The organism is Candidatus Kaelpia imicola, from assembly GCA_030765505.1.
In the GTDB taxonomy this organism is placed as follows: domain Bacteria; phylum Omnitrophota; class Gorgyraeia; order Kaelpiales; family Kaelpiaceae; genus Kaelpia; species Kaelpia imicola.
This window is the reverse complement of the sequence record JAVCCL010000001.1, coordinates 46,878-71,142: the sequence shown is the minus strand read 5'-3', so window position 1 is coordinate 71,142 and position 24,265 is coordinate 46,878. Positions and strand designations below refer to the sequence as shown.

26 protein-coding genes and 2 tRNA genes are annotated in these 24,265 nt (G+C 35.3%); 8 read left to right on the top strand and 20 right to left on the bottom strand.

Annotated features, from left to right (window positions below; all coding sequences use genetic code 11):
- Window positions 1-5: 5 nt before the first annotated feature.
- From P9L98_00370 to P9L98_00355, 4 genes are all read right to left on the bottom strand, one after another.
- Window positions 6-338: a hypothetical protein gene (locus P9L98_00370; GenBank protein MDP8215767.1), complete on the bottom strand. Its 333-nt coding sequence runs from the start codon at window positions 336-338 to the stop codon at window positions 6-8.
- A gap of 575 nt (window positions 339-913) precedes the next feature.
- A complete protein-coding gene (locus tag P9L98_00365; GenBank protein MDP8215766.1) occupies window positions 914-2,125 on the bottom strand; it encodes a glycosyltransferase in 1,212 nt (403 codons plus the stop codon).
- Window positions 2,126-2,128: 3 nt separating this feature from the next.
- Window positions 2,129-2,770 (bottom strand): DUF5752 family protein, encoded by a 642-nt coding sequence (locus P9L98_00360; protein ID MDP8215765.1) that lies wholly within the window; start codon window positions 2,768-2,770, stop codon window positions 2,129-2,131.
- Window positions 2,771-3,214: 444 nt separating this feature from the next.
- A tRNA-Pro gene (locus P9L98_00355) sits at window positions 3,215-3,290 on the bottom strand.
- A gap of 142 nt (window positions 3,291-3,432) precedes the next feature.
- Here P9L98_00355 and P9L98_00350 point away from each other — a divergent pair.
- From P9L98_00350 to P9L98_00340, 3 genes are all read left to right on the top strand, one after another.
- A complete protein-coding gene (locus tag P9L98_00350; GenBank protein MDP8215764.1) occupies window positions 3,433-4,869 on the top strand; it encodes an ATP-binding protein in 1,437 nt (478 codons plus the stop codon).
- Between the two features lie 14 nt (window positions 4,870-4,883).
- A complete protein-coding gene (locus P9L98_00345) occupies window positions 4,884-5,261 on the top strand; it encodes a response regulator (GenBank protein MDP8215763.1) in 378 nt (125 codons plus the stop codon).
- Between the two features lie 86 nt (window positions 5,262-5,347).
- Window positions 5,348-6,745 carry a glycosyltransferase family 39 protein gene (locus tag P9L98_00340; GenBank protein ID MDP8215762.1) on the top strand — a complete coding sequence of 466 codons (1,398 nt, stop codon included), beginning with the start codon at window positions 5,348-5,350 and terminating at the stop codon, window positions 6,743-6,745.
- Here the strand turns inward: P9L98_00340 and rpsI are convergent.
- The 10 genes from rpsI to P9L98_00290 form a co-directional block, all read right to left on the bottom strand.
- Entirely contained in the window at window positions 6,742-7,149 is a 408-nt protein-coding gene (rpsI, locus tag P9L98_00335; protein ID MDP8215761.1) for a 30S ribosomal protein S9, read from the bottom strand. The genes P9L98_00340 and rpsI overlap by 4 nt on opposite strands.
- A 2-nt stretch (window positions 7,150-7,151) precedes the next feature.
- The gene (gene rplM / locus P9L98_00330; protein ID MDP8215760.1) at window positions 7,152-7,583 is read right to left on the bottom strand and encodes a 50S ribosomal protein L13; all 432 of its coding nucleotides are present in this window, start codon (window positions 7,581-7,583) and stop codon (window positions 7,152-7,154) included.
- A 66-nt stretch (window positions 7,584-7,649) separates the two neighbouring features.
- Window positions 7,650-7,726: transfer RNA gene (locus P9L98_00325), tRNA-Met, on the bottom strand.
- 7 nt (window positions 7,727-7,733) lie between these two features.
- Entirely contained in the window at window positions 7,734-8,015 is a 282-nt protein-coding gene (locus tag P9L98_00320) for a septum formation initiator family protein (protein ID MDP8215759.1), read from the bottom strand.
- On the bottom strand, window positions 7,976-9,268 hold the full coding sequence (gene eno / locus P9L98_00315; protein MDP8215758.1) for a phosphopyruvate hydratase: 1,293 nt from the start codon (window positions 9,266-9,268) through the stop codon (window positions 7,976-7,978). Before eno ends, P9L98_00320 begins: the two co-directional genes overlap by 40 nt.
- A gap of 1 nt (window position 9,269) precedes the next feature.
- The gene (gene purN / locus P9L98_00310; GenBank protein ID MDP8215757.1) at window positions 9,270-9,884 is read right to left on the bottom strand and encodes a phosphoribosylglycinamide formyltransferase; all 615 of its coding nucleotides are present in this window, start codon (window positions 9,882-9,884) and stop codon (window positions 9,270-9,272) included.
- Window position 9,885: 1 nt separating this feature from the next.
- A complete protein-coding gene (locus P9L98_00305; GenBank protein MDP8215756.1) occupies window positions 9,886-10,701 on the bottom strand; it encodes a (Fe-S)-binding protein in 816 nt (271 codons plus the stop codon).
- Window positions 10,698-11,444, bottom strand: coding sequence for a 3'-5' exonuclease (locus P9L98_00300; protein ID MDP8215755.1), 747 nt, complete (start codon window positions 11,442-11,444; stop codon window positions 10,698-10,700). The genes P9L98_00305 and P9L98_00300 overlap by 4 nt, the downstream gene beginning before the upstream one ends.
- A 16-nt stretch (window positions 11,445-11,460) precedes the next feature.
- Window positions 11,461-11,976: a DUF456 domain-containing protein gene (locus P9L98_00295; GenBank protein MDP8215754.1), complete on the bottom strand. Its 516-nt coding sequence runs from the start codon at window positions 11,974-11,976 to the stop codon at window positions 11,461-11,463.
- 75 nt (window positions 11,977-12,051) lie between these two features.
- A complete protein-coding gene (locus P9L98_00290; protein MDP8215753.1) occupies window positions 12,052-13,062 on the bottom strand; it encodes a M48 family metallopeptidase in 1,011 nt (336 codons plus the stop codon).
- Window positions 13,063-13,130: 68 nt separating this feature from the next.
- Here P9L98_00290 and amrS point away from each other — a divergent pair, with 68 nt between their 5' ends.
- From amrS to P9L98_00265, 5 genes are read left to right on the top strand one after another with little or no spacing between them, the layout of a single operon-like run.
- The gene (amrS, locus tag P9L98_00285; GenBank protein ID MDP8215752.1) at window positions 13,131-14,114 is read left to right on the top strand and encodes an AmmeMemoRadiSam system radical SAM enzyme; all 984 of its coding nucleotides are present in this window, start codon (window positions 13,131-13,133) and stop codon (window positions 14,112-14,114) included.
- Window positions 14,107-14,331, top strand: coding sequence for a hypothetical protein (locus P9L98_00280; protein ID MDP8215751.1), 225 nt, complete (start codon window positions 14,107-14,109; stop codon window positions 14,329-14,331). The genes amrS and P9L98_00280 overlap by 8 nt, the downstream gene beginning before the upstream one ends.
- Window positions 14,332-14,375: 44 nt before the next feature.
- Complete coding sequence (gene amrB / locus P9L98_00275) at window positions 14,376-15,812, top strand: AmmeMemoRadiSam system protein B (protein MDP8215750.1); 1,437 nt, start codon at window positions 14,376-14,378, stop codon at window positions 15,810-15,812.
- Window positions 15,809-19,294, top strand: a complete 3,486-nt coding sequence (locus P9L98_00270) for a 4Fe-4S binding protein (protein ID MDP8215749.1) — start codon at window positions 15,809-15,811, stop codon at window positions 19,292-19,294. Before amrB ends, P9L98_00270 begins: the two co-directional genes overlap by 4 nt.
- A complete protein-coding gene (locus tag P9L98_00265) occupies window positions 19,281-19,481 on the top strand; it encodes a hypothetical protein (protein ID MDP8215748.1) in 201 nt (66 codons plus the stop codon). Before P9L98_00270 ends, P9L98_00265 begins: the two co-directional genes overlap by 14 nt.
- 3 nt (window positions 19,482-19,484) lie before the next feature.
- Here the strand turns inward: P9L98_00265 and P9L98_00260 are convergent, their stop codons facing one another.
- The 6 genes from P9L98_00260 to P9L98_00235 are packed head-to-tail and all read right to left on the bottom strand — an operon-like array spanning window position 19,485 to window position 24,227.
- Entirely contained in the window at window positions 19,485-20,246 is a 762-nt protein-coding gene (locus P9L98_00260) for a response regulator (GenBank protein ID MDP8215747.1), read from the bottom strand.
- Between the two features lie 15 nt (window positions 20,247-20,261).
- Window positions 20,262-20,630: a response regulator gene (locus P9L98_00255; protein ID MDP8215746.1), complete on the bottom strand. Its 369-nt coding sequence runs from the start codon at window positions 20,628-20,630 to the stop codon at window positions 20,262-20,264.
- 3 nt (window positions 20,631-20,633) lie between these two features.
- Window positions 20,634-20,999: a response regulator gene (locus tag P9L98_00250; protein MDP8215745.1), complete on the bottom strand. Its 366-nt coding sequence runs from the start codon at window positions 20,997-20,999 to the stop codon at window positions 20,634-20,636.
- Window positions 21,000-21,010: 11 nt separating this feature from the next.
- On the bottom strand, window positions 21,011-22,147 hold the full coding sequence (locus P9L98_00245; GenBank protein ID MDP8215744.1) for a PAS domain-containing sensor histidine kinase: 1,137 nt from the start codon (window positions 22,145-22,147) through the stop codon (window positions 21,011-21,013).
- Complete coding sequence (locus tag P9L98_00240; protein ID MDP8215743.1) at window positions 22,144-22,524, bottom strand: hypothetical protein; 381 nt, start codon at window positions 22,522-22,524, stop codon at window positions 22,144-22,146. Before P9L98_00240 ends, P9L98_00245 begins: the two co-directional genes overlap by 4 nt.
- Entirely contained in the window at window positions 22,521-24,227 is a 1,707-nt protein-coding gene (locus P9L98_00235; protein MDP8215742.1) for an ATP-binding protein, read from the bottom strand. The genes P9L98_00240 and P9L98_00235 overlap by 4 nt, the downstream gene beginning before the upstream one ends.
- Window positions 24,228-24,265 lie beyond the last annotated feature (38 nt).

Below are 24,265 nucleotides of genomic sequence, written 5' to 3'. Positions count from 1 at the left end.
CTCTATTACCTTTTGGTAAGCAATTTTATATTAATATCTGATAAGCGGTTCAAAACACTTTTTATCTTTTGGTAATTCTTAATATACTGATCCACCCTCTTTTCCATGTTCTTCGGGATATATATCATGCGTGTCTTACCGTTGTGACTTTGAGATAAGTACATTGCTCTGTGTTTTTGGCCCTTTTGACAGCGGCAATTAGCTTTCCCGCAGGTTCTTCTCATTACAACTAATGAACCGCGGATAGACTCCTCAACCATGGGCATTTGACCATATATCTTACGGCGTTCTTTAAGTATCTTCTTTTCATCCATAAGCTTTACCTTATCTGATATCATATCAACATATCAGATTATAGTCTAAAAGATAGGCTCTGTCAAGCACTATTACGGAGCTATTACAGAGTGGCAAAAGGAGGGTTTAAAGATATAGTGCTATATTAAAAGGGATGAGTTACTTTTGATAGCTGAACTGTTACTCTGAATTATTGTTAGAGCAAAGCTTTAGCAAGTACACCACCCTCTACCCTGGGGACAATATGGGGACAATTTAAATGTACGTAGATGTACGTCAATGTACTTCAGTGTACTTTGGATTTTAGGATAATTGTTTGATAGATAATACATTTACAGTTAAATCAATGAGTTAGGGAATTGGGCTGGTTCTGCTTAGAAGGCAGATGCTCTGTCCGATTGAGCTACAGGCGCATTGTAATTTAATAACATAAAGAAAAGGGAATTTCAATCTTATACTTTTAAATTAAAACTGAAACTACCTTACAGTAGACGAAAATTGGAGAAAATTGTTAGGCTTACCGGAGGCACGGAACTCCAATAATAACACTCATACTCCTAGCCACTTTTTACGCTCTCCCCTATCTTGCTTGGGCTTTCTTTATTTCTTCACTCATTCTTTATTTTCCGTTCAAAACAGAGTACATAAGAGCTATATAATCCAACATATGTCTTGTTATTAAAAAATTTCTCCTTGTATACTCTTTAGCATCTTTACCTATTTTTTTGGCAATCACAGGGTTGTTTAAAAGATAACGTATCCTATAAGCACAACCTTCTATGGAATTAACAGTAAATCCAGTTATCCCGTAAACTATTTGAGTTGCAATACCACCTACAGCGCCTCCTATAACAGGTTTTCCTTTCCACATAGCTTCGGCAACAGTTAAGCCAAATCCCTCCTTTGTAGATTTTTGCAATACTACAGAGGCAGACCGTTGCAATGCATTTATTTCTATATTTGCATCTGGTGGTAAATCCAGAACATATATGTCTTTGTCATGAGATGCTTCCTCGTACACTCTATTCAAAACCTCTTGACCTTCAGGGTCATCGCTAGCCCCTCCGCCAGCAAGAATAAGGTAGCAATCATTAAATTTTTTAACCATTTGGTACGCCTTAATAACTCCTATAGGATCTTTAAATTTATCAAACCGCGATACCTGTAAAATAATGGGCTTATCCATAGGAATGTTGAATTTTTTTAATACCTGATTAATCTCCTTACGAGAAATCTCTTTATTTTTATCACTTAACGGATCTATTGATGGATATATCAAAAACTGCGGAATATTAATATTCTGTGCAAACTTGGGTAAAGAGAATATAGCTGCATCATAACTATTTACAAACTCTTTTAAAAATTGCCATACTTTTCTCTGTGGCCTTGATATGTCTATATGACATCTCCATATCCATTTCGAACTATTGTTTCTATTTTTTATAAACGCTGCTGGTTGAGGATCGTGTATTACAATTATATCATCATTAAAATTCATATTATCTGCATTCTCCCTGTTGACTCTTAGATATTCTTCATACATATCTGCAGTTATATTCTGCTCATCTCCCTGCAGAGCATTATGAAAACATTTCGTTGTTTTATAAAAAAGGTCTGAACCTTTTACCACATCCCAATTAGATTTTACTCCAAGCTCATTAAACATAGGTACAAGCCTCAATAACATTTCAGCTACACCACCACCTAAACGAGTAGAATTAACATGTAAAACAGACTTACCTTGTAATTTTTCTACAAGCCTCTTAATTAAATCAACCGTACCGGCTGGAGCTATATCTTTATATAATTCAATTGTCAATTTATCATTCATAATCTATTCTTCGACTTGATTGCATAAATCTATCAATTTAGATCTTAGATCTTCCAAACTATACATATAACAATCTAATAATTCAATCTGTTCAGCGAGCACATTTAGACCTAACTCATCTTTAAGCCAGATTGCAAAATCACTACTACCTTTTTTATTTCTCAATCTTGACTCAAAAATATGGTAATAAATGGAACTTGCATCTACTGTTTTTAAAACACCTTTAAACTCTTCAAAATTATTCACTTCAACACCTATGGGAATTTCAATTATTCTAGACTTCATAAAATAAAAAGATTCACCATATACAACTCGGGGTATTATTTCAATTGAAGATAAATGCCTATCTATAATCTCTATTAACTCTGCTCTTACATCTTCTAAGCTTTTAAATCCATGGGGGGTTACGGAGGCCAGTTTTTCACCTAAAACTCTATCTCTTACTTGAATTGCAACCCAATTAGCAAAATCATTGGGATAAGATCCTGCAAGATAATAATGCCTTAAAAAATAACTATGAGTATGATAATATATGCAATCTAGAGAGACTTCCTCGATGTATTCAAGCAGCTTTAATTCATCCCCTGCTCTCTTACCAAGCAATTCTTTAATTTCAATACACCCTATAAAACTAAATTTTGACATATTTAAGTATAAGTTAAATTTAATGCGTAATTATACACCTAATTTATAGTTGTCAATAACAAAATTAAAAAATAACAGATTCTCTAGTTATGGATAGGCTTGGATCACTAAAGCTACAAGTATAAACGTTGCTTAAACAATTATTAATACACTTACCCAATCAACCTTCGCCAGCTCCTTATTTAGTAACTACGACAAAATCTTATTACTTATGGCATACATCATAGCCTCTCCTTGGGGGACAATCTGGGGACAATTTAGATGTACGTCAATGTACTTCAGTGTACTTTGGATTTTGGGACAATTACTTGATAGATAATACATTTACAGTTAAATCAAAGGGTTAGGGAAATGGGCTGGTTCGGCTTAGAAGGCAGATGCTCTATCCGATTGAGCTACAGGCGCATATTTAACATATTGTAGCTCTATTCTATAATATTGCAATCGGGGTGGGGAGATTCGAACTCCCGACCTCCTGGTCCCAAACCAGGCGCTCTAAACCAAGCTGAGCCACACCCCGATATTAGGGTTCTATCCTTATACCAGATAAAAGAAATTATTTCAAGCAACATAGCCTTATATACATTTTACATTTTGAAGAAATAAAATAAAGGTATATAATAGTTTAGTTTATATTATTGTACATATTGTAAATATAAGAAATGCGAATTAAATTAAGTTTTAAATTTGGAATTTTCTTCACTATCTTCATCATTGAAATAGCAATTATTACAATTAGCTACATATATATCGCCAACCACCATGAATACTACATTGAGGAACTACAGAATGATATCGAGATACTCAATTTAGCGAAAAACTTAGAGCGTTCTTTTGCACAACTAATAATACCAACTGAAGATTTTAACCAGAAGAAGAACAGCTTCCAACAAACAAGTATCAATGTAGAAGAACTCCTGGATAAAACATATCAGCTTGAAATAGGCAAAATTGAAGGCAGACAGCTTTTAAACTATGTCACAACAGAATATGCTCAGGCTAAGAAAATTGCCTTTGAAATATTTAATATAGAGGAAGATAGGCCTCTGTTTGAAACCGAAGCCTTACTTAAAAAACTAGAGTTTAAGCTATCCAACACTTTAATGATCTCTGAGAAATTTCATCAATTTGTTTACGAAGAAATATTAATGATGCGCTCAGGCCAAGAGAGGACAAAATATCTCCTCTATGTGATAGCACTGGGAGGATTATTTATCAATATACTTCTAATATTGTTTAGTGTGATTTATTTCAGGGATACGATAACAACGCCTCTATCCAAATTAAGAGATAATATTTTAGAGATAGGAAAAGGTAGATTTGAAAAAAAGGTATCTATAAAATCAACGGATGAAATTGGCGATTTAGCAAATGCCTTCAACAAAATGATAGATGATTTAAAAGAAGCGCAAAACCAACTTGTCCAAGCAGAGAAGATGGCATCTTTAGGCCAACTATCTGCAGGTGTTGCCCATGAAATTAAAAACCCTCTTACTATTATTATCCAAGGGATTGAATATCTTAAGAAAATTTCTGTCGACCCCAAGCTAATAGATGCAGCGGATAGAATAAAGAAGGCTGCCTTAAGAGCAGATAAGATAATAATAGATCTTTTAGATTATTCACAGCCGGCATTTCCGAAATTTAAAAAATCGGATATTGTGTACCTTGTTAAAGAGACCCTATCTCTAACAAAATATCAGATGGACATTAAGAGTATAACAGTAGAAACAAAATTCACCCCTGGGATACCCAAGGTAAATATAGACGAAAACCCGATGAAGCAGGTTTTTTTAAATATAGTCATGAACGCTGTGGACGCTATGAGAGACGGGGGTAATTTAAATATATCTGTTGATAAAACAACTGAAGATAAACAGAACTTTGTTGAAATAATATTTAATGATAATGGTTGCGGAATCTCGGAAGATAATCTCGACAAAATATTTGATCCTTTCTTCACTACTAAAAGAAGTAGAGAGTCAGCCGGATTAGGGCTCCCGGTAACTAGAGGTATAATAAGAAGGCATCATGGTACAATAGATATAAAGAGTAAATACAGGGAAGGCACAGAAGTAAGAATTAAACTGCCGGTTTAAAAAGGAGGAGAGAGATGAGTAAAAAAATACTTTTAATCGATGACGAAGAAGATTTTTGTCATTTTGTGAAACTGAATCTGGAAGATACTGGTAAATTTGAAGTCTCAACAGTAATTAGCGGTACTGAAGGAATAGAGATAGCAAAAGAAGAAAAACCAGACCTTATACTGCTAGATCTTCTAATGCCTGTTATGGATGGCTCAGAGGTTGCAGAACATCTCCTAAAAGACGAAATTACAAAGAACATTCCTATCGTATTCGTGACAGCCCTAACACGCAAAAAAGAGGTTGACTCCCACTACGGAACCATAGGGGGAAGAACTTTCCTTGCCAAGCCAGTAACACCGGAAGAGCTTATTAAATGCATAGAGAGAGTACTCGAGATAAGTTAACCAGCAGCCTATTTTCAATGTTCATCTATTACTCCAATTAGATGAAAAGATTTCTCATCCTTTTCTTTATCCTTCTCTACGGAGCAATGCTTGTAGACCCAGCCATAGAAATATCTTTTGATAGTCCAAGATATATAACAACAGCAGATTCAATAGCATCCGGTAACGGTTATAGAACAATATCTGAAATAGATAATAATCCTGTTTTTTATAATAACTATATATTTCCATACATCATAGCTCCTTTAATAAAAATATTTGGTTTAAACCCTTATCCATTAAAAATACTTATGCTTGTTTTCAGCCTCTTATCTATATTACTGTTTTTTAGTTTAACCTTAGAATTATTTAACAAAAAAGAGGCGCTCCTGCTTTCAGTATCTTTAATGAGCATGCCTATCTTTATTAGATTTAGCAATAAAATACTTACGGAAGCTCCTTTTATGTTTTTTTTATTATTATCTTTATGGTTGCTAAACCGATACTTCCAAAAAGATAAAAAAATATATTTGGGGCTACTTTTGGCAACAATGTATTCTTTGATATTCACTCGTACGATAGGCATTATCATATTGGTACCTCTCTTTATCTATAGCTACGCCAAAAAAGATCGAAACCTTTTCATAACTACGGCAATCTTAACTACAATAACCATAATAACCATATATATCATTCAATCAAGAACAGCTCCAGAAAACAATCTTTACCATATTAAATATCTTTTATACAAAGATGATTTTACGCCTCAACAAGGATATATCGATATTGAATGTTTAATAGCCAGAGTAATAGATAATATTAAATTTTATTTTCTAAATATACCCAGAGAAATATTTAATCTTCCCTCTTCGGGAATATTGCTCTATGCAACATTGTTCTGGACATTACTATGTTCGGGTATATATAGCATAAAACCTAATTTTTATAAAAAGAGCTTCTTTGTTTTTTTTGCTACTTATCTCTTTTTCTTTATTGTCTGGCCATGGCAAAGCACAAGATTTATATATCCTATCTTATTTATAATACTTATCTACCTATATTGGGGACTCAAATCGCTGATCATAAGAATCCCCTCAACTATCAAAAGAATAATATACCTAACGATTATACTATCCATCCTTTACTCCGGGCTTAAAGAACTGTTACTTGAAATAACCGTAAATAAGATATATCCGGCAGAGGTCAATGAAGTAGTTCAATTAAGCAGTTGGATTAAAGAGAATACTTCTCAAGAATCTGTAATACTATCTAAAAATACTGCCTTAATATATATGCTCTCATCAAGAAAAGGCACCTATATACCTTATAGCTACGACATGAAAAAGATAACAACTCATATAGAAAAAAAAGGGGTAACCCATATATTGGCTGATAGACTTAACTCTGAGATGATAAAATATATCTATCCTTGGATAAACAAAAATAAGGAGAGATTAAGAATCATTAAGATCGACGGCGGAACTGTTCTTTTCGAATTAGACTAACGTTTCGAATACTGAGGCGCCCGTCTTGCTTTTCTAAGTCCGTATTTTTTTCTCTCTACCATTCTGGGATCGCGAGTTAAGAGGTTTTTCTCTCTTAATAGCACTCGGTGTGATTCATCATAGAGAACAAGCGCCCGTGCAACACCCAAACCAACAGCTCCAGCTTGCCCGGTAAGTCCTCCCCCTTCTGCCTTCGCTTTTACATCAAACCTCTTTAAAGCTCCGACTGCCTCTAGGGGTGCCGTTACCTGCTGTCTATATAGTAATCTTGGAAAATACTCGCTAAGCCCTTTACCGTTTACAATAATCTTACCGCTACCTTCTTTTAGGTGTACCCTGGCTACCGAAGTCTTTCTCTTACCAGTCGCAAGCACTTTTATCTTTTGGACTTCTGTATTCGCCATACTTAATCCTCCAAAGGTATCGGATTTTGAGCTCTATGAGGATGTTCAGACCCTTTATAGACCTTAAGCCTAGCCATCCTACGCGCTGAGAGCTTATTTTTAGATATCATGCCTTTAACAGCATGTCTTATAACATATCCAGGTTTACGGACAAGCATATCTCTTATATTGGTCTCTTTTAACCCTCCAGGATAACCGCTATAGCTCTGGTAACTCTTAGTCATAGATTTTTTACCGCTAAGCTTAACTTTTTCAGCATTTACTACAATCACGGTAGCCCCAGAATCAACATGAGGGGTGTAATCCGGAGAGTCTTTACCCATCAGCAGTTTAGCTATAGCAGTACTAAGTCTACCCAATATTTTGTCCTCGGCATCAACAAGGTAGCATTTCCTACTCACCACATCTTCTTTTCTTTTCATATATGTTTTCATTGCCTTAATATAAAGGTAATTTTAAAAACTACCATATTCATAAAATTATGTCAAGTAAATGAAAGGTGGTTGCGGGGGCAGGATTTGAACCTGCGGCCTCCGGGTTATGAGCCCGACGAGCTACCGGACTGCTCCACCCCGCGATCATTTTTATTCATCTTTAGGCACAAAATCGTAAATTATCTCTCCCTCACCTACCACTCCTAACTCCTCTCGAGCACGTTTCTCTATATATACCACATCGTTTTCCAAAAGTTCAAGCTTTTTCTCAAGCTCTCTATTTCTTGCAGACAACGAAGAGAGCTCTTCTTTCAGAACCCTATTCCGCATCTTCGCTTCCTGAACCTTTTTATACCCGGGATAATATACCAATCCCAGTAATAAAATCAGGCCTAGACCCTGCAAAAACCTTTTTTTAGCCCTTCTAACCATAATACTCCTGCAAACTTTGACTTACCAGACAACTCTTCCTCTATTCTAAGCAACTCATTGTATTTTGCTATTCTTTCAGATCTAGATAAAGAACCTGTCTTTATCTGACCTGCAGAAGTTGCAACGGCAAGATGAGATATAAAGGTATCTTCAGTCTCACCAGACCTATGTGATACAATTCTATTATAGCCAGAGTCCTTAGCAAGTCTCATAGTATCTATTGTTTCTGTAAGAGTACCTATCTGATTTACTTTTATCAATATTGCATTAGCAATATCTCTATCTATTCCTCTCTGCAGCCTCTTTGCGTTTGTTACAAAAAGATCATCTCCAACAAGCTGTAAGTTTTCGCCCAACTCTTTACTCAATACCTCCCAGCCTTCCCAATCATTCTCATCCAATCCATCCTCTATTGAGATTATAGGATACTTACTGACTATACTCTTATAATATTCGACCATCGCTTCTGCTGTCAAACTCTCGCCGCGGAATTTATAGATTCCGTCACGATAGAAAGAACAGGACGCAGCATCCAGAGCTATAAAGATATCTTCTCCTGCCTTATAATTTGCTCCGTCAATTGCTTCCATAATAACCTTCAATGCCTCTTCATCTGAGTCTAAATCAGGCGCAACTCCCCCCTCATCTCCAACCGCAGTAGAGAGACCTCTGGATTTCAATATCTTCTTCAATGAATGAAAGACCTCGGCTCCAGCACGTAAAGCCTCTTTAAATGTAGGAAAATTAACCGGAACTATCATAAACTCTTGAATATCAAGATTGTTGTCGGCATGCTGGCCGCCATTTATTATATTCATTAAAGGTACAGGAAGAAGAAGCTCGCCGCCTTGGTGAATATGCTCATAGAGCGGCTTCTTCAAGCTAATACTTGCAGCCTTAGCAGAAGCCATAGATACAGCCAGTATCGCATTGGCTCCTAAATTCTTTTTCTCTTCTGTGCCGTCGAGAGAGAGCATAATATTATCGATCTCCCTTTGATTTTCAACATCTTTACCAATAAGTGCAGGTGCAATTTGACTTACAATGTTGTCTACGGCTTTAAGTACTCCTTTACCTGTATACCTTTTGCTATCTCCATCTCTTAACTCTAATGCTTCATATTCTCCTGTTGAAGCACCCGAAGGTACAGCTGCCCTGCCTATGGTAGCATCCTCTAAGATAACATCTGCTTCAACTGTCGGATTACCTCGTGAGTCTAAAATCTCACGCGCTTTAATCTCTTTGATTTTCATCTCATTCTCCTTTAGCTATAATTTCAACATCTCCATCTTCTACTAAAACTCTTCCTCTGGCAAAGAGATCTATTACTTCAGGATATAACCTATGTTCAATCTTATGTAATCTCTCTATTAGAGTATCTTCTGTATCATCAACTCTAATAGGTTCTATATCTTGCACTATTATCGGTCCAGAGTCAACCCCTTCGTCAACAAAATGCACTGTTACACCTGTTTTATCAACCCCGGATTCTAGAGCATCTCTTACAGCATGCTCTCCGGGAAAAGAGGGAAGCAGTGCAGGGTGAATATTTAAGATCTTATCCTTATAGCTATTAACAAAACAAGGACTTAAAATCCTCATAAACCCCGCAAGTACTATGAAATCAATGCCTTTTCTCTTTAACTCTTTTATTATTAAAACCTCATAATCTTCTCTCTTACAATAGCCTTTAGGGTCAAAGCAGAATCTTTCAATTCCTGCTCTCTCTGCTCTCTTTAAAGCATAGGCACTAGCATTATCAGAGACAACGAGAGAGAGTTCGGCTTCTATCTTCCTGCTCTTTACCGCTTCTATTATTGCTTCTAAATTAGAGCCGTCCCTTGAGACAAAGACCGCAAATCTTTTCATTTTAAATCCCTGCTCTCTTTTTTGAATATTCTATCTCTATAGTATGCGTAGGGCACTTATCTATCACTTTTTTATACTCTTCCTCTCTATCCAAACCGTTACCGCCACAACTCACCCTGGCAAGGTTATCTTCTATCTTAAAACTACCCTCAGATAACAACTTAACACATAGATTACAGCCAATACAGCCAACCTTGCAAACCTCCTTAACTTCTAAAGCGCTATCTTTATTAGAACAGGCTACATAAACAATAAACTTTCCGTTATAATCAACAAGTGTAATAATACCCCTGGAACATTCTTTGATACAGAGTCCGCAACCGATACATCTGTTTATATCAATAATAGCAAGACCATCTTTTATCGATATTGCAGATACAGGGCAGACCTTGCTGCAATCGCCAAAACCAAGGCAGCCATAACTACATCCCTGATAAGCAGCATTGAGACTTGCAGCATGGCAACTCTCTATCCCTCTATACCGAGCATAAAACTTCTTATCTTTATCAGTACCCTTGCAAAGCACTACGGCTCTCTTAAGAGTTGATTCAACGCCCTTAGTTCCTAATATATTACAGAGTTTTGACATCTTGTCACTATCAAGCATTGGACATCGCACCTCTTTACTTTCAGAGAGAGCTCTGGCAAAACTTTCACAACTGGAGAAACCGCAGGCACCGCAATTTAAACCAGTAAGCATCTCTATGGCTTTCTCTAGTTCAGGGTTAATCTTAATCCAAAATCTTTTATAGACTAACCAGACAATAAAAGCAAAAAATACCGCTATAGAGAGCATTGTAATCGAAGCTAAAATCATAACACCGCTTCCTCAATAAGGTGTAAAGCTATAGAGTTAGGCGGATATTCAGATTCAAAATCCAAAACCTCTTCTCCATTAAGCTCTTTTATTCTGTAAGGCACTATATTCTTTTCTGAAATATTACCGCTGTTGTTGGCAAATCTAATCTTAAGAGACTGCTTACTGCGTATTGCACTTTCAATAACCTTTATCTTCTGAGTATAATCTAAATATACTCTCTTTAAAAACTTATCAGCCCCCATTTCAATCAGCTTTAAAAAAACATCTGCAGTAAGCTGAGCATCGGCTAAAGCACGGTGAGTCGCAATAACTGGCAACTGGAGACTTTTAGCTACATTCCAAAGAGGATACTTGTCTAAATCAGGCAACATCTTCTTTGCTAAAATATAAATATCTACGACTTCCTTGGAATCGATATCTTTATAACCGCAGTCATGGAGCGCCGAATTCAGAAAAGAGATATCAAACCCTGCATTATAGGCAGCAAGCTTATTACCTTCTATAAACTTTAAAAATGACGGCAGTATCTCCCCTATTGTTGGAGCATCTCTTAACATGCTTGGAGTTATCTTGTTTACCATATAAGCTGCATAAGATATATCTCTTCCGGGATTGATCAGATGCCAATATTTATCTATAATCTTATCACCCTTTAACTTAATCGCTCCAATCTCACAGATTTTATCACCTGAATAAGAACTTAAACCCGTAGTCTCACAATCAAAAACTACACATTTCATAAAAATATTTCAGATATTAAATTATATTTAAGTAACTTAAGATATGACCTACTATGATACAGATCATTAAAATACCCAGTATCAGCTTAAATACTACTGCTCCAAGCCTGCCCAGAAAAGAGCCTAACCCTGCACGTAGAGCCTTAAATATATCTTTCTTCTCTTTAAGTTCAACAATGAAAGCCCCAAGGAAGACTCCTGCTATTGTCAAAGGAATAAAACCTGCGCCCAAAAATGCAAGTGAGACAGCAACCGCTACTAAACCGCCTATAATAGCCCCCCAGCCGGCCCTCTTGGTAGCCCCTGAGATTCTAACTCCAAGTATTATAAATATATATTCAAACAGCTCACCTGTTAGATATATCAAAGCCAGGGCCAGAAGAACCTTGGGCAGTATTATCTCAAAACTTGTTAGGGCAGAATAGATGAAAGAGAATACCAAAATCAACAGGTTGCCAAAATTTCCAAAGAGAGTAAACAGAAGGGAAATTAAAACCAAAATTAAAAAAAATACTGTGATTAATGCTTCCATAATTTAAATAAATCTTTTGAGTTAAACCATATTCTATCAAGAAACAATGTTCAATATAACTATAAAATGGCAGCGCTAATCAACAGTAATCCTGCCCTCTTCTAAATCTCTTACAATCTTCTCTATCCTTAATAACCGCTCTGTTGAAGTAGGATGGCTACTGTAGAAATCTCGAACCATTGATTCAGGCATCTCTATAGCAAATCTCTCCCAGATATCAATTCCGGCTCTGACATCATAACCTGCCTTATAAGCATAAAGAACACCAAAATAGTCGGCTTCTCTCTCAAACTCCCGGGAATACAAGCTGCTGAATGCACCGCCAATACCTCGCATTACAACATCACCGCTACCAGGAGATATACTCTCTGCTCCATATCCAGCTGCTACTCCCAGCAAAACGGAGAAAAGATCGGTTCCGATGCGTTTCCCAATATGGCCTCGGACAATATGAGCAAGTTCATGACCTAAAATAATAGCTAGCTCATCTTCCGATTCAATAAACCTCATTAAGCCATATGTCACGACCACCTCCTTCAACGATGCCCCGGCATTAACAGACTCTTCGTTCAACATACCAAAATTTATATCAAGTCCAACTCTCTCTAAGATAACTGTTGATCTTATGAGATTATGAGCTCTTATCAATTCAAAATCCAACTTCTCTCCAGGCCTTAAATTATTCAAAGTATATTTTAAATCTCTCTCTGTATTTATAATGCGTCCGTTAATCTTTTTGATAACATCCGCTCTCTTTATTCCAGCTTTATCCGCCGGAGACTCTTTAACTACATAAGCAACTGTAATACCATAATTATTTACAATATTAAAAAGTTCCTTTGAATATTGATCAATTTTAATAAAACGAGCACCTAGATAGGGGAAACTTTTACCGTTATCCGGCAAAGCCTTGAGAAGCTCATAGCCCACTGCCACGACATCTCTCTCTTTTTCAAGTTGATACTTTAAGACTTTGACTTTAAGCTTTTCCTGAGTCTGATAGATCTCCCCCTTATAGACCGGAGGCCCAGTTGTAACACAACCTGAGAGCAGAAGAAAAACAGATATAATACCTAATCTCTTCATTACCGTAGATTATAGTGGCAGCAGTGTAAAGAATTCAATATAATTTACTATATTAATACAATAATCCTATGAATACTGTTCAGTGTAAACTCTGCCCTAAACAATGCTTGATAAAACCCGGCTCAAGAGGGGATTGCAAGGTCCGTTACAATCAGAACGGTAAGTTGATCTTGCTTACTTATGGCCGGCCCTGCTCAATACATATGGATCCCATTGAGAAGAAACCACTCTTTCATTTTAATCCCGGAGAAAAGATACTATCTATTGCAACCGCAGGTTGTAACTTACACTGCAAAAACTGCCAGAACTGGCAGATATCTCAAAGTAATCCTGAGGATATACCTTCTTATTCACTACAGCCCCAGGATGTAGTCTCCCTAACAAGAAAGAATGGTTCTAATATGATAGCTTATACTTATACCGAACCACTATCCTACTATGAGTATACCTTGGACACCTCTATAATAGCTAACTCTTACGGCTTACAGAATGTACTTGTAACTGCAGGATATTGTAATGAGAAACCACTGCGTAAACTATACCGCTATATAGATGCAGCCAACATAGACTTAAAATTCTTTAATGATGAAATGTATCGAAAGATAACAACCGGTACTCTAAAGCCGGTTTTAAATGCACTCTTAATAGCAAAAGAGATCGGCCTCTGGCTTGAGATAACAAATCTGATAATACCCACATTGAATGATGATCCAAAAGAGATAGAGAGAATGGCTCTCTGGATAAAAGAGAACCTCGGAGCAGATACCCCTTTACATTTCTCTAGATTTCAACCTCACTATCTGATGAAAAATATCCCTGTCACACAGTATGAGATGCTCAAAAAAGCCCACTCAATAGCCCGGAATATCGGACTCAAGTATGTATATATAGGCAATGTATATGGAGTAAAAGAAGAGAACACTTATTGTCCAAATTGTAACAATCTATTGGTTGAAAGAGCAGGTTACAAAATAATAAATTATAAGATAGAAGATAATAAATGCCCTAATTGCTTAGAAATAATTGCAGGAGAGTGGAGAGATAATGTATAGAAGCATAGAAACACTGACATCTAAATTAGAAAATTTATTACATTCAGAGATAACGAGAAAGAGATTCTTGGCCTTAAGCACTAAATTTCTTTTTTTGACTATTATTTTAAGCTTTATTCCGATTAAATGGAGTAGAGAGAACTCTTCTATATCTAAAATGAGAAGAAGGGTATTGTCTAAAAAAGATATATATTTAAAACATAATCTGGCAGGATGAAGAAGATATTTATAATCCTAATATTATTACTGGGGGTAAATACCATGTCAAAAGAAACAGATGCAAAGACATTAAATGCCAGCTGTCACGGCTGGTATCCTGAGGAACCAAATGAACTCAAAGATATGGTTTACTCTTTCTTAGATAAAGTAGAGACCACGCCTTGCGAGAGGCCTATTGCATTAATAGAACCTCATGCAGGTCTAGCTTGGTCTGGACAGACAGCTGCTTATGGATACAAAGAACTGTTATCTAGAGAAATTAAATATGTATTTATACTTGGCCCATCTCATAGATTACATACAGATAAACTTATACTGCCTCAAAGCGATTATTTTAAAACACCTCTGGGCAAAATAGAGATAGATAAAAAAATTAAAGAAGAGCTACTTGAAACAGAAATATTCCAAGCAACTGATGAGGCTTTTTATAATGAGAACAGTATAGAGTTACAAATTCCTTTTCTACAGGTCATTCTCTCAGACTTTAAAATAATCCCTATAGTAGTAGGACAGTTAAACATAGAAAGAGTAGAGAAGGCAGCAGAGATATTAAAAAATTATGTCTCTGGAGATTCAATATTTATAATAAGTTCTGATTTCACTCATTACGGCTATCGCTACGATTATGTTCCGTTTAATGACAATATAAAAGAGAATATAAGAAGGTTGGACTATGGAGCTATAGAGAAAATAGAAAACTTAGATCATAATGGCTTTCTAAAATATATCCAGAAGACCCAGGCAACTATATGCGGACGTATCCCGATAGCAATATTACTCTCAATGTTACCTAAAGATACTAAAGCAAGAGTTATACGCTATGACACTTTGGGTGAGATGACCGGTGATTTCTCAACCTCTATAAGCTATGTAACTATAGGGTTTTACAATAACAATTCTGATCTAAATGAAGGCATACCAGAAAACAGATTGACAGAAGAGGAGAAGAAATCTTTACTTAAACTATCCCGCGCAGTCTTGGAGAGTTATATCAGAGAGAAAAAGATTCCAAAGATAGAGGATCTAGGAATTAAACTGACAGAGAACCTCAAAAAGAACCGCGGGGCATTTGTAACCTTGCACAAAAAAGGGCAGCTCAGAGGTTGTATTGGCGAGATACTTCCAAGAAAACATCTATATCAAGTCGTAATTGAAAGAACAATTGATGCAGCAGTCAATGACTTTAGATTTACTCAAGTTACAGCAGGGGAATTGGATAAAATCGAGATAGAGATATCTGCCCTAACACCGCCCCGGAAAATAGATGATTACAAAGATATAGTAATAGGTAGAGATGGGATATTATTAAAGAAAGGTTCAAGAGGCGCAGTCTTCTTGCCTCAAGTTGCACCAGAACAAGGCTGGGACTTAGATACCACCCTCTCTCATCTCTCCTATAAAGCTGGGCTCTCACCCCACGCCTATAAAGAAGGTACAAGCTTTGAAGTATTTCAAGCTGAGGTCTTCTCCGAAGAATGAAAAAAAGTATCTATAAAATCATCTTTTTTGCACTCGGAGCATTCACAATCCTTTTGCAGACAATACTCTTAAGAGAATACCTGGTATCATTTAACGGAAATGAGCTCTCAATAGGAATATTTTACGCTTCCTGGTTTCTATGGATTGCGATTGGAGCAACTTTAACAAGAAAATATCAAAAAATATCAAAACTGTTTCCTAAACTACTGAAGCTCTACCCTTTTCTTGCAATCTTTCAATTCCTGCTCTTTCGTTTCTTTAAACCCCTTGCATCTATAGAAGCTTGGGAGTTATTTCCACTCCAGAAAGCCATACCCTTAAGCATCCTATTTAATGGACCTCTAGCTTTATTCACAGGTATCTTATTTACATCCGGCTGCCAACTATTAAAAAACCATAAAAAATCATCTAAAAACATAATCTCAGATGCCTATATATTTGAATCTCTGGGCAGTGTAATAGCCGGAATCTTAATAACGTTACTTCTGATAAATCTATTCCCCGCAACAATAATTTTAATAACTTGCTGTCTTCTTTTTGCTATTATAACGAGCTTTGAAAGTATCTATAGAAAAACTAAAACAAATAAAATTCTATCTTCTCTATCTTTGATATTATTCTCTCTACTATTTATCTATCAAAAACCTCTTGAAAAGTATCTTAACGATATACGCTTTAAACAGATTATTCCAGATGCAGAATTAATCGAAACAATCGATACTCCCTATCAACAGATAAGCATCGGTAGATACAAAGAGAAAATAATACTCCTGTCAAACGGAGAGGCAATCCAAACCTTACCTGATAAGATATCATCCCAAGAGAGTGTAAGCCTCTTTATTGCAATGTTAGATATGCCTGAAGATATTCTGATACTGGGCGAAGGTTTTGAAAATCAGATAGAGTCTCTCTTAGATTTTAATATTAAAAAGATAGTCAATGTATATAAAGATAGCGACTATTTTGACTTTATAAAAAGACACGCTCCACCTGAGATAGAGAGAATATTTAAAGAAGAAAAAGTTAAGTTTATCTTCAAAGACCCCAGAAACTACATCAAAGAACATAAAGAGAGATATGACCTTATAATAATCAACGAACCTGAACCATCAAGCGCCTATGCAAATAAACTCTATACAGAAGAGTTTTACAGATTGCTTAAAGATAACCTTAAAAATAACGGTGGCGTTGCAGTAAAGATAACTTCTGCTGAGAACTTTCTATCAAAGGAGCTAAAGAATTATGGCTCTTCAATCTACCATACCCTGCAAACGGAATTTAAAAAGATTGTGCTCATCCCAGGAGATAATTTATGGTTTTTTGCAGGCTCAAGAAATTCTAATATCACTCAATCAGCCGATGAACTCTACAGGAGAGGGCTGATATATATTCCAGATGACTATACCTTCTCTCCTGAGAGCTTCTATAGCCTTATAGATAAAGACCGGGTACAATTTATAAAAGATAGCTATCAAAATAGTACTTATAATCTTTTAATCAATTCGGACAAAAAACCTTTATCTTATTTTCTAAATCTATTGGTCTTTACAGAATATAGCGGTTTAAAAATTACTCAAACAATGAAATTACTGTTTATATACGGATTCCCTTTATTCTTTATAGCAATTTTAATATTTTTTATCTTAAGAGTACACTACCTTAAATTTATAGCTAACGAACCTCAAGTAGAAGCCGTATTTAATGCTAAACTCTACCAGCTTTTTTCTGGGTCTTCTGCTTTTATCTATCATATAGTATTGCTATTTCTATTCCAGAACATCTTCGGAACCATATATATCTATATAGGGTTATTAAGCAGCCTCTTTATGTTGGGGCTGGCGATAGGCAGTCTCTCTATTAAAAAAATTGTTGATAAGACAGAGCCATTTAAAATTATAATATTGATACTATCAATACAACTGCTGATATATCTATTTAGTTTTTATCTATTCAAAGAGGTAATAAATAACCTCTCCTATCAACTATCTATACCGATATTTTCATCTCTCTTTCTATTCTCAGGCATACTAACTGGGGCATCCTACCCATTGACAGCCAGGGTTTTAGAAAACAAGCAACTGAGTTTACTTAGTTTAGCAGGTATACTTCAATCGCTAGATCACTGGGGTGCGGCAATCGGTTCAACTATAACAGGAATAATATTGATACCTCTTCTGGGCATATCTAAAACACTGCTCTTCTTAAGCATTTTAACCTTTGTTATCTTATTGCTGATTAAACTGGGAACAAACGCTAGAATATTAAAAAAACGTATATTCAGTTTAGGTAGATTATCTTTCCCTTATATAAAGACATCCTATTTCCTATTTGGAATATCTCTATTAGTGTTAATAGGGTCAAGCTACATCAAAAGCAGACCTTACATTGCAGAAGACAATAGAGTAGCAACCTCTATTAGAATCCAAGAAAAAAGAGAAGAGAAGAGATACCACATATTTAATTCCAGAGAATTAGGTGTATCATCTAAAGGTTTTGCTGGATTGGTTGATATAGAGATCAGAACAGATAGTAATTACAGGATAATAGATTTAAAAATAATTGATCCTAAAGAGACGCCCAGTTATTTAAAAAGAGTAGAACCCTGGCTTAATAGCTTTAAAGGTAGATTATTAACAGAGCTTTATAGAATAAACGATATAGATGCTGTGACCTCTGCAACCTATACATCAAAAGCTATAATTGAAACGGTCAAGAAAACCGCTCAAAAGATATCAAAAGATTTTATTGAAAAAGAGCCTCAAATAGATTTAACACCACCTTTAACTGAAATACTTAAAAGTATTATATTTATACTTTTTATACTGACTGGTCTCTATATCTTCCATAGAAGTCTAAACTCAAAGATAGAGATATTATACCAGTTGCTGGTTGTAATAATATTGGGATTAATATTACAGTTACAGCTATCTCTATTTCATATATTTAATATATTAAATCTAAATTTACCCTCTATCAAAAACCTCTCTCTTTGGACCATAACTTTTATGCCTTTTATATTAGCATTAATATACGGAAGGATATATTGTGGATTTCTTTGCCCTTTTGGAGCTTTGCAGAAGTTGTTAAACATAAAAAAAATAGAAGTCAAACCTTCTAAAGAGCTAGATAATAAGATCAGGTATATAAAATATATTCTACTCTCAATAGTAATAATATTATTCTCTATAACAAAGAATAATTATATTTTTCAACAAGAGCCACTATCTCGATTAACTTCAATATTCTCAAAACCTGGATTTAATAGTTTATTATTATATATAGCGTTGCTCTTCTCGCTATTTATACCGAGATTCTGGTGCAGATATTTCTGTGTTGTTGGAGCATTACTATCAATGTTTAATAAAATCTCGTTATTTAATAAAATATTTAAAAAAAGATTCAGCTATTGTGAATTACAAAATAATAACTCTAAAGACCCAGAATGCATACAGTGTAAGATTGAGTGTTATGAAAAAAGATAGTTTTTTAAAAATATCGGTCTTAATAACATCTCTGTTAATATTTTTATCCATACTCTCTAATTTAAAAACAGCTACGAGAAGCTATTATGAAAATGAAAAAGATACTGTTAGACAAACTTTAATAGATGAGCTAATAGAAAAAGGCAGACTATCCGACAGGGAGACTCTATTCTACGATAATAAATAACTTTTATTTAAAATGGGCTTTAATAACAGCTATAAGCTCTAAGATATCATAAGGGTTTTCAACTATATCTATAATCTGAACAATATTTTTATAATCTTCTAACCTGCCCTTATCTCCAGGCGCTGCAAGCAAGACAAAAGGTGCCTTCTTAATACTTTCTTCATCTTTCATTTCTTCTAAAAACCTTAGAGCATCTATGCTCTTTGCATAAACATCAAATACTATCAGCTGGGGATCAAAAAGATTTAATTTACTTAAAATATCTTCTCTCTTTTGAGCAATCTGATATTGAAAATTCTCCTCTTTTAGTTTTGGCTCAAGCAATTGTAATACATCTATATTATCTGTAATTAAAAATAGTTTCCAGACTTTTGAGTGCTTAATCTCTTCTCTAAGCTGCTGGGGTTTCTTTAAAACTTTATTTATAGTCTCAATCAAATCTTCCGCCTCAAAAGGCTTTTTAAAATAATACTCTGCACCTATACTTAAACCTTTTCTCTCATCTTTATCAAGGGTCTTTGCTGTAAGAAATATAACCGGAATAGATGATGTATCTTCTTCCGACTTAAGCTTCTCACATATCCTAAAACCGTCCCCTGCAGGCATCATAATATCCAATATGATTAAATCCGGACTCTCGCTGTGAGCTTTCTGCAGTGCTTCAATACCATCATAAGCTGTTGCTATCTCAAATCCTACCGATTCAAGGCGCATCTTAAGCAGAAATACTAAATCCTTCTCATCATCAGCTATAAGTATCTTCATCTTAACCTCCTGAGTTTAATCTGGTATTAACTCTTTTATTTTATTTAAAATATTCTCTGTATCAAAAGGCTTGGATATATACCCGTCTGCGTCTAACTCCTGGACTCTCTTTTCGACTTCTTCAGGCGGAAGAGCTGTTAAAAATATTATCGGTATCAGATTAGTACTGACAGCCATCCTCAAATTCTCATAGACAGCATAACCATCCTGAGCAGGCATCTTTATATCAAGAATTATTAGATCCGGTTTCTCTCTATGTGCTATAGAGACAGCCTGAATTCCGTCTTGAGCCGATATAACTTCATAATTGTTTGCCTTAAGCCTCATCCCAAGCACCTTTATTACATCAGGCTCATCATCTACTATCAATATCTTCTTAGCCATATTCTATGCCTCCAATTGTTTTTTAATTTTATCTATTAAATCTTGAGATTCATAAGGCTTACGCAAAAAACCAGATATTCCAGCCTCCTTGCATTGCTCTTCAATATCAAGAGTACCAACTGCAGTAATAGCTATTATAGGGATATCTTTTGTTGTAATATCTGATTTTAGACTCTCTGCAACTTCTAAACCGCTCATATCCGGGAGAAGAATATCTAAAAGTATTAAATCTGGCTTCTCTTCTTCTGCAATTCTCAATCCTTCTTGAGCTGTAGATGCGGATATAATATCATAACCATTAGCTTTAAGCCTTATAGATATTAATTTAATTTGCTCGGGTTCATCTTCAATAATAAGAATCTTGTTCATAAAACCACCTCCTATTTAACGGCTATTTTCGGTAAAGTAAAAATGAATTTAGTACCTTTACCCAGCTTACTCTCAACCCAGACCCGGCCTCCATGTATCTCAACTATACCTTTAGATATAGAGAGCCCAAGACCTGTTCCTTTAGCACCAGGACCAGGGGTTCTACCGAACTGTTGAAATTTATCAAATAATTTTGGAAGGTCTTCTTTTGATATACCTCTACCTGTATCGGAAACACTACACTCAACATCTTTACCGATATCATAAATAGCTATCTCTACCTTACCTTTCTCCGTAAATTTTAAAGCATTATCTATAAGATTTGTAAATACCTGAATTATCTTATCTTCATCTATATAAAGTTTGACATCTTCTTGAAAACTCTTTACTTCTAAATTAATTTCACGTTCACGCGCAGAGTTTTTAAATATACTGGATATTTTACTTAATAATACTGAAATCTCTACCTCTTTTTTTTCTAATTCGACTTTTTTAGCCTCTATCTTTGATATATCCAAAAGACCATTTATAATCTTTGCAAGTCTATTAATATTCTCTTTTGCAGTTTTAAGAATGTCGTCCTGCTCTTTATTTATTTTACCCGGAATCTGATCCAGCACAAGACTTACCCCTTCCTTGATTATTGAAAGCGGAGTGCGCAGCTCATGAGAGACTGTACTGATAAATTCGTCTTTGATTCGTTCTGCCTGCTTACATTCTGAAATATCTCTCGCAATATGGACGCTGGCTATCACATTACCGCTCTCATCAAAGACCGGGGAAATGGTCACTGAAAGAGGAATACCTGTTATGAAGTCATCCACTTCTTCAGTATGGACGGCTTTACTCTCTTGAGTCTTTTTGAAAAGACATCCCGACCAAGGCGTATCTCTATGATGAAATATCTGATAACATTTTTTACCTATAATATCTTCAGGCTTCATCTTAAGCACATCGACAAAAGCTTTGTTAACTTTCGTAATAATAAAATCTTTATCTTGAATAAAAACTAAATCTGAAATAGCATTAAAAGTCCTTTCCCATTCTTCTGTTGCCTGCTGTAGGTTTACTTCCATCTTCTTACGTTCGGCAATCTCTTCATTTAATCTCTTCGCTGATATAGTTGTTTTCTTTAAATCCTCTGTCATCTTATTAAACGCTCTTGAAAGATAGAAGGGCTGATCATATATTTATCTTTGTTTACCAGGTATATCTCTCCTGTCTCACCTAAGCCTGTCCTGTCTAATGTAATTTTAAATAATTCTTCTGCTTTAAGATACACAGCAATAGCTCCTGAAAATTCTTTAAAAATATTTTCTTCTGCTGTTAGCCTAACAGCCTGTTCACGTTCTTCAAGAAATGTCTCTATATGGTGCGCTCTTGAGATGGCAGTTGTTTTTAAATGTTCAAATATTGCTCTCTTTAGATTCTCTTTGGCAGTGTTATAGAAAATAGAGGATGCAATAATCACAAATACTGAAACTATTGCCAAAAAGTATAAACTTATTTTATCTCTTATTTTCATAAGATTTTTTTCAGCTTATTCAAAATTTCATCCACGCTATTTGCTTCACCAGGATAGATAACAACGGCATCTTTTATATTAAAATTTTTACCGGAAACAAGCTTGTTTAAGTTTTCTTTTATTCTGGCTAAAACCGTAAAAGCATTACGTTTATCAGTATCTGGTAATATTACTATAATTTTATTATTAAGTTCATAAACAATATCATTCTTTCTGCGTAATGTATCATCAATTGCTTCTTTTAATTTTTGTATCAAAGACCTGTCTTGATCATTATCGTCAAAACTAATAGATAAAACAGAGAAACAACTCTTCCTGGTTTTTGTAACAGATATCTCTTTACTTAAAATATCCTTAAGAATAGCCTCCTTTGTTAACCTAGGCAGGGTAAAACAGAATCTACTACCCTCACCCGGCTTACTCTCAACCCATACCTTACCCCCATGCATCTGGACTATCCCTTTAACTATTGAGAGGCCTAAACCTGTACCTTTGATATCCTTATCTTTCTTCTTCCCGAACTGGCTATATTTATCAAATAGTTTCGATATATCCTCTTGGGCTATCCCGCAGCCTGTATCTGAGACAGATATTCTTACCTCCTCACTGTTCTTGCTGCATTCAACCTTAATACTACCCCCTGAGTCGGTAAACTTAAGAGCGTTAGATACCAGGTTGGTAAGCACTCTTCTTATCTTTTCTTTATCGCAGAAAGCATAGAGATCTTCTTGAGGCAATTTTTCGATAATAGCAATACCTCTTTTATCTGTAAGATACCCCATCTCAACTACAACATCCAAAATAATCTCTTTTATATTTATTTCTTCTTTATCTATCTCGAGTTTACCCGCCTCTATCTTAGATGCATCCAGCAAAGAGTTTACCATCTTGGCAAGCCTATCTATATTAACTTTGGTCATAGATAATATACTCTTCTGTTCCTCAGCTAAGTCTTTCGACATGTGATCAAGAAATAGACTTACAGACTCTTTGATAATAGCAAGCGGCGCTCTTATCTCATGAGACGCGTTAGCAACAAATCCAGATTTCAATTCACTTAACTCATCCAGTTTTTTATTCTCTTCTTCTAACTCTTTGTAAAGATGCTCTGCGCGGCTATAAGTAGACTTGAGTTCTTTTTCTGCTTTTTTGCGCTCGGTAATATCTCTTATTATTCCAATGCTGCCCACGAATTTACTCTCTCCCTTCTCATTTGCGCCCCACTTCCCGGCTGCATGCAATTCAACTATTCTATAATTTTTGTCGCCTTGGGCATCTTTAGGAGTAATTCTGATTTCTAAATATTTAGTCATCCTATCTCCTGTCCTACGCTCATCAAATAGCTTAGGAGACTTATCATCACCTGTAACTTTGCCTAAATAATGAGGTAGAACTACCTCTCGGCTTACTTTTTCTATATCTTGAGGATGGATTAAAGATTTAAAATGTTTTCCTACTAAATTGTTGGGTTTATAACCGTATCTTTCAATAGAATTACTAATGAAGGTAAAGATACCGCCTAAATCTATCTCATAGACAACATCATATATAGATTGAGTACGCTTTTTGTAGTTCTCTTCACTCGTTTTTAAATTCTCTTCAGCTCTCTTCCACTCTCTCTGCAGCTTTTTAAATTCATCAATCTGCCTCTTAAGGCTCTTAATTTCATTCACTATCTGGTCTGAAGTATTATTATCCTGCATAATATAAAGTAATTATACTATTTTAAAACTGCTGCGTA

Coding starts and splice junctions, on each gene's coding strand:
- eno (MDP8215758.1), bottom strand. CDS start 9,268: ATGAAAATCAAAGAGATTAAAGCGCGTGAGATTTTAGACTCACGAGGT.
- amrB (MDP8215750.1), top strand. CDS start 14,376: ATGTCAAAAGAAACAGATGCAAAGACATTAAATGCCAGCTGTCACGGC.
- P9L98_00235 (MDP8215742.1), bottom strand. CDS start 24,227: ATGCAGGATAATAATACTTCAGACCAGATAGTGAATGAAATTAAGAGC.
- P9L98_00270 (MDP8215749.1), top strand. CDS start 15,809: ATGAAAAAAAGTATCTATAAAATCATCTTTTTTGCACTCGGAGCATTC.
- P9L98_00265 (MDP8215748.1), top strand. CDS start 19,281: ATGAAAAAAGATAGTTTTTTAAAAATATCGGTCTTAATAACATCTCTG.
- P9L98_00360 (MDP8215765.1), bottom strand. CDS start 2,770: ATGTCAAAATTTAGTTTTATAGGGTGTATTGAAATTAAAGAATTGCTT.
- amrS (MDP8215752.1), top strand. CDS start 13,131: ATGAATACTGTTCAGTGTAAACTCTGCCCTAAACAATGCTTGATAAAA.
- rplM (MDP8215760.1), bottom strand. CDS start 7,583: ATGAAAACATATATGAAAAGAAAAGAAGATGTGGTGAGTAGGAAATGC.
- P9L98_00370 (MDP8215767.1), bottom strand. CDS start 338: ATGATATCAGATAAGGTAAAGCTTATGGATGAAAAGAAGATACTTAAA.
- P9L98_00350 (MDP8215764.1), top strand. CDS start 3,433: ATGCGAATTAAATTAAGTTTTAAATTTGGAATTTTCTTCACTATCTTC.
- rpsI (MDP8215761.1), bottom strand. CDS start 7,149: ATGGCGAATACAGAAGTCCAAAAGATAAAAGTGCTTGCGACTGGTAAG.
- P9L98_00340 (MDP8215762.1), top strand. CDS start 5,348: ATGCTTGTAGACCCAGCCATAGAAATATCTTTTGATAGTCCAAGATAT.
- P9L98_00260 (MDP8215747.1), bottom strand. CDS start 20,246: ATGAAGATACTTATAGCTGATGATGAGAAGGATTTAGTATTTCTGCTT.
- P9L98_00240 (MDP8215743.1), bottom strand. CDS start 22,524: ATGAAAATAAGAGATAAAATAAGTTTATACTTTTTGGCAATAGTTTCA.
- P9L98_00305 (MDP8215756.1), bottom strand. CDS start 10,701: ATGATTTTAGCTTCGATTACAATGCTCTCTATAGCGGTATTTTTTGCT.
- P9L98_00365 (MDP8215766.1), bottom strand. CDS start 2,125: ATGAATGATAAATTGACAATTGAATTATATAAAGATATAGCTCCAGCC.
- P9L98_00250 (MDP8215745.1), bottom strand. CDS start 20,999: ATGAACAAGATTCTTATTATTGAAGATGAACCCGAGCAAATTAAATTA.
- P9L98_00280 (MDP8215751.1), top strand. CDS start 14,107: ATGTATAGAAGCATAGAAACACTGACATCTAAATTAGAAAATTTATTA.
- P9L98_00295 (MDP8215754.1), bottom strand. CDS start 11,976: ATGGAAGCATTAATCACAGTATTTTTTTTAATTTTGGTTTTAATTTCC.
- P9L98_00300 (MDP8215755.1), bottom strand. CDS start 11,444: ATGAAATGTGTAGTTTTTGATTGTGAGACTACGGGTTTAAGTTCTTAT.
- P9L98_00255 (MDP8215746.1), bottom strand. CDS start 20,630: ATGGCTAAGAAGATATTGATAGTAGATGATGAGCCTGATGTAATAAAG.
- P9L98_00320 (MDP8215759.1), bottom strand. CDS start 8,015: ATGGTTAGAAGGGCTAAAAAAAGGTTTTTGCAGGGTCTAGGCCTGATT.
- purN (MDP8215757.1), bottom strand. CDS start 9,884: ATGAAAAGATTTGCGGTCTTTGTCTCAAGGGACGGCTCTAATTTAGAA.
- P9L98_00290 (MDP8215753.1), bottom strand. CDS start 13,062: ATGAAGAGATTAGGTATTATATCTGTTTTTCTTCTGCTCTCAGGTTGT.
- P9L98_00245 (MDP8215744.1), bottom strand. CDS start 22,147: ATGACAGAGGATTTAAAGAAAACAACTATATCAGCGAAGAGATTAAAT.
- P9L98_00345 (MDP8215763.1), top strand. CDS start 4,884: ATGAGTAAAAAAATACTTTTAATCGATGACGAAGAAGATTTTTGTCAT.